Genomic DNA, 7,177 nt, shown 5'->3' on the forward strand with positions numbered 1-7,177 from the left:
TCTAATTTACAATCCAAACTGAATGCAATGGGTAGCGAAGTTGCCACAATCGCTGAAGCTATTGCAACTTCAGATGATGTGAATATTCAAAGGGAAAAATTCTCCGAACTTACTGCGGTAATGGATTCTGTGTTGAAAAATGCAATTTCCGGAGGTAAGATTTTCAAACATTATTGCCCGATGGCTTTTGAAGGTAAAGGAGACTACTGGTATTCTTCTTCAGAACAGATTAGAAACCCTTACTACGGTGATATAATGCTGAAATGTGGCCGTGTTGAAGAGACCATTCAGTAAAAACTAACTAGCAAAGTTATATTCAGTTTTTAAGCTACCAGGTTTCAGATTTCTTTAGACCAGTTGCGGTGGTAGATCCTAAAAGTTCTTAATCTATGGCTGCGGAAGTTAAAAAGCTTTAAAACTGAAAGAACTTAGCAAAATTTTAAAAGTTATCGTGATACTTCCTTGCTAAATTGAGTTTCAACCTTAAAAAATCAATTGATTATGAGAAATGAGAAACTTATTAGCGCACTAGGGAATTGTATTAACTACTGTAACTATTGTGCAGATGCCTGTCTGGACGAGGAGAATGTCAAAATGATGAAAGATTGCATTAGGACAGATCGAGTTTGTGCAGAGGTGTGCTCTACATTAAATCAGGTACTTGCGACGAATTACCAGGATGTACAGGGATTAGTAGATTATTGTAAGAAAGTTTGCCAGGCCTGTGCAGATGAGTGTGGTAAGCACGAACACAAGCATTGTCAGGATTGTGCGAAAGCCTGCCGGGAATGCGTAGAAGCCTGTGAAGCTTACGCAGCATAAATTTTAAAGCTCTGTATAACGCAGAGCTTTTTTTAATTTCTGAAAGTTATTCGCATAGGATTAAAACTTACTTGTGACAACTAGCCTTATTTTTGCAAATTAATGATGCCTTATGAAAAGAACTTATAGAATTACTGGGATGAGCTGTAATGGTTGTCGCCAGCATGTGGAAGAAACTCTGGCAGCGATCGAAGCTGTGGATCATGTGGAAGTGAATTTGCATAATGAGACTGCAACTGTATCGGCAGAACAGGATCTTAATATTTCGGTACTTAGAAATAAACTGGAGTCCGAAGGCGGGAATTATGGTATTGAAGAATTCCAAACGAATGTAAATGGGAAGATCGTTGAAAAGTATGACGTTCATGGAATGACCTGTAATGGTTGTAAGATGCATGTTCAAAAAGCACTTGGGAATCTTGATAAAATTGATGCTGCGGAAGTGGATCTTCATCATGAAGAAGCAATTCTTGAAATGAAAGAACCAGTTTCGCTGAAGGAATTACAAAAAGCGCTGGAAGAAGCAGGAGGGAACTATACGATCCATATGCCTGGTACAAAAAAACCAGTTGAAAAAAGTAAAGAAGTCAAAAAATCTGCTGGAAACGGGAAGGGTGTCTGGTATTGTCCTATGCATTGTGAAGGTGATAAAACCTACGAAAAACCTGGTGATTGCCCTGTTTGCGGGATGGACCTTGTCGAGGAGGTCAATACCAATCAAAAGCCGGTTGAATTTACTTGCCCTATGCATCCCGAAGTAAGTAAGGAAGAACCCGGAGATTGTCCAATTTGCGGAATGGATCTTGTGCCGAAGCAACCGGAACCTTCAGCCGAAGAAAATGGCTATAAAAAATTACTTCGCAAGTTCTGGATCGCCATAGGATTTACACTCCCAATTTTCATTATTGCCATGTCAGACATGGTTCCGAATAACAGCTTACAAAGCTGGTTTGATGTCAAGACCTGGAACTCGATCCAATTTGGACTATCCCTTCCTGTAGTATTTTACGCCTGCTGGATGTTTTTTCAGCGTGCCTGGAGGTCTATCGTAACGTGGAATCTGAATATGTTTACACTCATTGGAATTGGAGCAGGAGTAGCCTGGATCTTCAGTGTTTTTGGAATGCTGGTGCCAGAATTCTTTCCGGCGCAATTCAGAACAGAATCGGGTACGGTACATGTCTATTTTGAAGCCGCAACCGTCATCCTTACTTTGGTGTTAATGGGACAGGTGCTGGAAGCCAGGGCACACAGCAAAACCAATTCGGCTATCAAGGAATTGTTGAAGTTACAACCAAATACTGCGCTTAGAATCAAGGACGGTAAAGAAGAGAAAATCTCCACCAGCAAGATTGAAAAAGGTGATCTTTTAAAGATCAAGCCAGGAGATAAGATCCCTGTGGATGGTAAGATTTCAGAAGGAAAAAGTAGTATAGATGAATCGATGATCTCCGGAGAACCAGTGCCGGTTGATAAAATGAAGGGAGATGAAGTTCGTTCTGGAACGATCAATGGAAATCAATCTTTCATCATGCAGGCTGAAAAAGTGGGGGATGATACCTTACTTGCCCAGATCATCAAAATGGTAAATGAAGCCAGTAGATCCCAGGCGCCCATTCAGAAATTAGCAGATAAAATTTCCGGATATTTTGTGCCTGTAGTAGTCATTATTTCGGTAATCACATTTATAGTCTGGTCAATATTTGGACCAGAACCTCAACTGGTTTATGCGCTCGTAAATGCAATTGCTGTCTTGATTATCGCCTGTCCATGCGCACTTGGTCTGGCAACTCCAATGTCTGTGATGGTTGGAATTGGTCGCGGTGCCGGTAATGGAATATTAATAAAGAATGCAAAATCCTTGGAACGGCTAAATAAGGTGGATACGCTCATAATCGACAAAACCGGAACCCTAACAGAAGGTAAGCCATGTGTGGATAAAGTAGTTTCGGTCTCTTCGGAATATACTTCAGGAAGATTAACAGCAATTATTGCGAGTCTGAACACGAACAGTGAACATCCGTTGGCTCAGGCTACTGTGAAGTATGCGGAAAGGAACGAAATAGAACTTATAGAAACTTCAGATTTTAAGTCGGAAACAGGTAAGGGAGTGACAGGGACTTTTGAAGAAAGCAAAGTTTTGATAGGTAACAAAGCTCTCATGGATTCTAATAATATTGAAATTTCTTCAGATGTTGCTGCAAATGTTTCCGAAGAACAACAGAGAGGAAATACAGTAAGTTACGTAGCTATAAATGCTGCCACAAAAGGTTTTGTGGTGATTACCGATAAGATCAAGGAAGGAACAAAAAAAGTGATCTCAGATCTGCAAAATCATGGCATCGATGTGATCATGATCTCAGGGGATCATAAAAATACCGCGGCTGCAGTGGCCAGTGAAATTGGAATAAAAAATTTTAAAGCTGGAATGTTACCTCATCATAAACTGGAGGAGGTCGAAAAACTGCAGAAAAGTGGGAAAATCGTGGCAGTAGCAGGAGACGGGATTAATGATGCACCGGCACTTGCCAGGGCAGATGTAGGAATTGCCATGGGAACCGGCACAGATGTGGCTATAGAAAGCGCTGCTCTTACGTTAGTTAATGGTGATCTAAGAAGTATAAGAAAGGCGATTTTACTTAGCCAGAAAGTGATGAGGAACATTAAGGAAAATCTCTTTTTCGCACTTATTTACAATACAGTAGGTGTCCCTATCGCAGCGGGTGTACTTTATCCATTCTTCGGAATTTTACTTTCACCAATGATTGCTGCTCTTGCGATGAGCTTTAGCAGTTTTTCAGTAATTGCGAATGCGCTGAGGTTGAAAACCGCAGATCTGAAGGATTGAAAATCAAAAACGGGATCTATTGAGATCCCGTTTTTTCAACTAACTAACACTTAACTTAACACCTAAATTTTTAGTTTTGAATTCTGCCATTTCCAGATCTTCTACCTTTACGTCTTTTTTCCTGTAGTTGTTCCCATTTCTGGAATTGCTCAGCAGTAAGAATTTTTTGAAGCTCTGTTTTCATTTCTTCAGATTCGTTCTCTCGTTTTTCACGCATTTCTTCACGCTTCTCTTTCATCTCCTCACGCTTTTCCATCATTTTAGCGCGTTTTTCAGCATTTTCTTCACGGCCTTCTTCTTTCGCATCCATTCTGGTCATATAAAGCGTTTTAAGCTTCATTTCCTGGTCTTCGTTGAGATCTAGCTGCATCGCCAGTCTTTTCGCACTAAGCGTAGCCATTTCTTCATTACTAAGATCTTTACGGCCTTCTCCTCTTTCCTGCGCGAAAGTACTCAAGCCAAGCGCAAGAAATAATACGGTGATCATCTTTTTCATCTTCCAACATTTTTAGTTATACAAATAAGACCCTCTTTTTTTAAAAAGGTTTAAATAAAAAAGGCAGGATTCAAATATCCTGCCTTTTCTGTATCATTTAAATAAAAATCTATTTCATCGGGTTAAGGATGAGGTCAATTCTTTTCAATAGATCCTGCTTATGATAGCGCGTTAGCGTATCTCCAGAATTTACTGTGTTTCTAAGCTGTCTCTGTAGCGTAGTAAGTTCACCTCGTACAACCGGTCGAATATCACTTTGTGCCACATTTACGTTACTTCTGGTAACCCAGCTTCTGTAACGCGCCGGGATCTCATCCTGCTCTTCAGTCATTAGTTCACCCATTTTTTCTACGTAAGCACGTTGCAGATTTCTACGATAACGATCTATAGATCTTCCATTGTAGATCTCGCTCCATAGGCCTTTTCTAAGATCGGTCATCATATCCAGTAAAGAATAAGCATCTTTTCCATTGATCTCCTCGTTTTCCATCAATCTCGCCATTCTTCCGAAGTCAAGAAGGTTATTTAAAGTTCTTTCCTGCATTCCGCGAATTCGTTCAATATTTCCATCAAATTCGATCTTATTAAAAATATCCTGGTTGATCATCCATTCCGGAGTTGTGAATAATTGCTCTTGTAGGAATTCCATAGCTCTTTCCTGCTTTTCAGCATCTACATGAGTATATACTGCACCTTCCTGATCGTAGGTTTTGTAATATTCATACACCCCACCAATATTAGCGGTCACGTGACCCATATAACGATTGTATTGTGAAAGTACCTGACCATAAAGATCATCAAGATCATCGTAATCTTTACCATCTTCAGCTGTCCACTCGATCAATTTTGGAACGATTCTCTTAAGGTTTTTGATTCCGTATTCGCTGGCAAGCATTGCGTCATCACCAAGGTCTTCAGTTTGAGAACTTGGATCTATCACACCACTTTGCTGTCTTCCGAAGCGATATTTAGCATCTCCTGCATGCTTAAGGATCCACTGGTCAAGAATTTCTTTTTCTTCCTTTCCTTCTTTGTCAAGAATTGGTCTGTAACCCCACTCGATCGCATACTTATCGTATGGCCCGATCTCTGGCATCAGCGCTACATCACCATCTTCTGGTTGTGCTATATAGTTGAAACGAGCATAATCCATAATAGATGGAGCTGTTCCAAATTCTTTCGTGAATTCCGGATCTCTAAGGTCTTCCACAGCGTAAGCAACACTACTTCCCATGTTATGCGGTAAACCTAAAGTATGTCCAACTTCGTGGGAAGAAACAAAACGAATAAGTCTTCCCATAACTTCATCCTTGAAGGCAACTCCCTGCGCATCTTCGTTAATAGCTGCGGTTTGTACGAAGAACCAGTTTCTAAGAAGAGTCATTACATTGTGATACCAGTTAATATCAGATTCAAGAATTTCTCCCGAACGTGGATCACTTACGTGAGGTCCGTTTGCGTTTGGAATTGGAGAAGCAAGGTATCTAACTGTAGAATATCTTACATCTTCAGGACTCCAGTCCGGATCTTCTTCTACAGTAGGAGCATCTTTGGCGACAATGGCATTTTTAAAACCTGCTGCTTCAAAAGCAACCTGCCAGTCTTCGATTCCCTGCTTGATGAATGGAACCCATTGCTCTGGTGTTGCACGGTCGATATAGTATACGATCTGTTCTTTTGGTTCAACCAGTTCCCTATTTTTGAACTTCTCGATATCCTCATCTTTAACTTCAAGTCTCCAGCGGTCAAGATATTCCACCGTTTCACTTTTTTGAGCCGCAAGACCATAATCTGTTTGTTCAGTAGTAAACCAACCAACACGTTCATCAAAATACCTTCTTTCCATAGGAATTTTTGGAAGAAGAATCATCGAATTGCTGAATTCCAGTGAAATGGAACCAAGACTCTCATTGGATGGTGGATCACCAGCATTATAGGTCTTTACGTGCCTAATTTCGATGTTTTCAGGGTAAGATCTAATTGTATCTATATAAGATCTGTTATCATCTAACCTGGAAACTTTGTACTGTTTTCTGGTTCTGTCGGGCAATCCAAGTGCCTGTACATCTTTGGTATAAAGATCTGTAACATCGATGACAGTAGATTTAGAGATACTGTCTTTTCCTACTGTTTTGATATCGAATGATTCAACAATAGGCTCAAAGTTTGAGTTTACTACCGCCTCATGTACTGGAAGAGAATCTGCAGCATAGATATCGTAAGAAACTACTCTTAGTAGCACCTTATTACCTTTTTTCTGCCATCTGTGAACCTGAGTATTTTGTTTTCCACCACCAAAACCAATTCCGCTGGCAGTTTTAGCGATTCTTGTAACGGTAAGCATTTCTCGGTTAAAAAGGCTGTCTGGAATTTCGTAGAAATACTTTTCATCAACCTTATGAACGGTGAACAGACCTTCGTCTGATTTCGCATCTTTGGTGATTACCTTTGCGTAAGGCTTCATTCCATCTTTATCCTTTTTGGATTCTTCAGATGAAGCAGTTTTAGCATCCTTTTTATCCTGTTTCTGAAAAACAGCACAACTGGAAACCGATAACGAAAGGGCGATAAGCATAAGCTTAAAGCTCTGATTCTTAATCATAAATAGTTTGTTTTTAGTTAATAAGTTGAGCAGAAAGTAAAGATTTCATATTCTTGATTATGGTGAACCTTTAGCCCCCGGCAGTTTTAGGACTAGCAAATTGCTGAAAGGTTTAAAATTAAGTTAAAAGAATTTATAATACTGAAGGAATAAAATTTAAGAGTCGTTTTGTTATATTTAGTTGATTTTAGAACTAAAACAACTCAAATTATGGAAGAAATAGTAAAAATGGTTTCAGAAAAAGCGGGAATCTCAGAATCTCAGGCAAAAATTGCAGTACAGGTGGTCTCTGGAATTTTAAAGGACAGAATGCCTGAAACAATGTCGAAACATCTTGATTCTTATCTAAAAGGTGATGGAGATGCTGGAAATCTTGGTGATATGGCTGGAAAACTTGGTGGAATGTTTG

At 39.8% G+C, this 7,177-nt stretch carries 5 protein-coding genes and 1 pseudogene; 4 read left to right on the top strand and 2 right to left on the bottom strand.

Annotated features, from left to right (window positions below; all coding sequences use genetic code 11):
- The 3 genes and pseudogenes from ACNKXS_RS06410 to ACNKXS_RS06420 form a co-directional block, all read left to right on the top strand.
- Window positions 1–294: pseudogene (locus tag ACNKXS_RS06410) on the top strand (hypothetical protein); the annotation flags it as partial.
- A 207-nt stretch (window positions 295–501) separates the two neighbouring features.
- A complete protein-coding gene (locus ACNKXS_RS06415) occupies window positions 502–822 on the top strand; it encodes a four-helix bundle copper-binding protein (RefSeq protein ID WP_417920109.1) in 321 nt (106 codons plus the stop codon).
- Between the two features lie 112 nt (window positions 823–934).
- Window positions 935–3,670, top strand: coding sequence for a heavy metal translocating P-type ATPase (locus tag ACNKXS_RS06420; RefSeq protein ID WP_417920110.1), 2,736 nt, complete (start codon window positions 935–937; stop codon window positions 3,668–3,670).
- A 70-nt stretch (window positions 3,671–3,740) separates the two neighbouring features.
- Here the strand turns inward: ACNKXS_RS06420 and ACNKXS_RS06425 are convergent, their stop codons facing one another.
- Window positions 3,741–4,166, bottom strand: coding sequence for a hypothetical protein (locus ACNKXS_RS06425; RefSeq protein ID WP_417920111.1), 426 nt, complete (start codon window positions 4,164–4,166; stop codon window positions 3,741–3,743).
- A 109-nt stretch (window positions 4,167–4,275) separates the two neighbouring features.
- Entirely contained in the window at window positions 4,276–6,768 is a 2,493-nt protein-coding gene (locus ACNKXS_RS06430; protein WP_417920112.1) for a zinc-dependent metalloprotease, read from the bottom strand.
- Window positions 6,769–6,978: 210 nt separating this feature from the next.
- Between ACNKXS_RS06430 and ACNKXS_RS06435 the strand changes: the two genes are divergently transcribed.
- A partial coding sequence (locus ACNKXS_RS06435) for a hypothetical protein (protein ID WP_417920113.1) occupies window positions 6,979–7,177 on the top strand: 199 nt, incomplete at its 3' end.

This window comes from Christiangramia marina (assembly GCF_048285865.1).
GTDB lineage: Bacteria > Bacteroidota > Bacteroidia > Flavobacteriales > Flavobacteriaceae > Christiangramia > Christiangramia marina.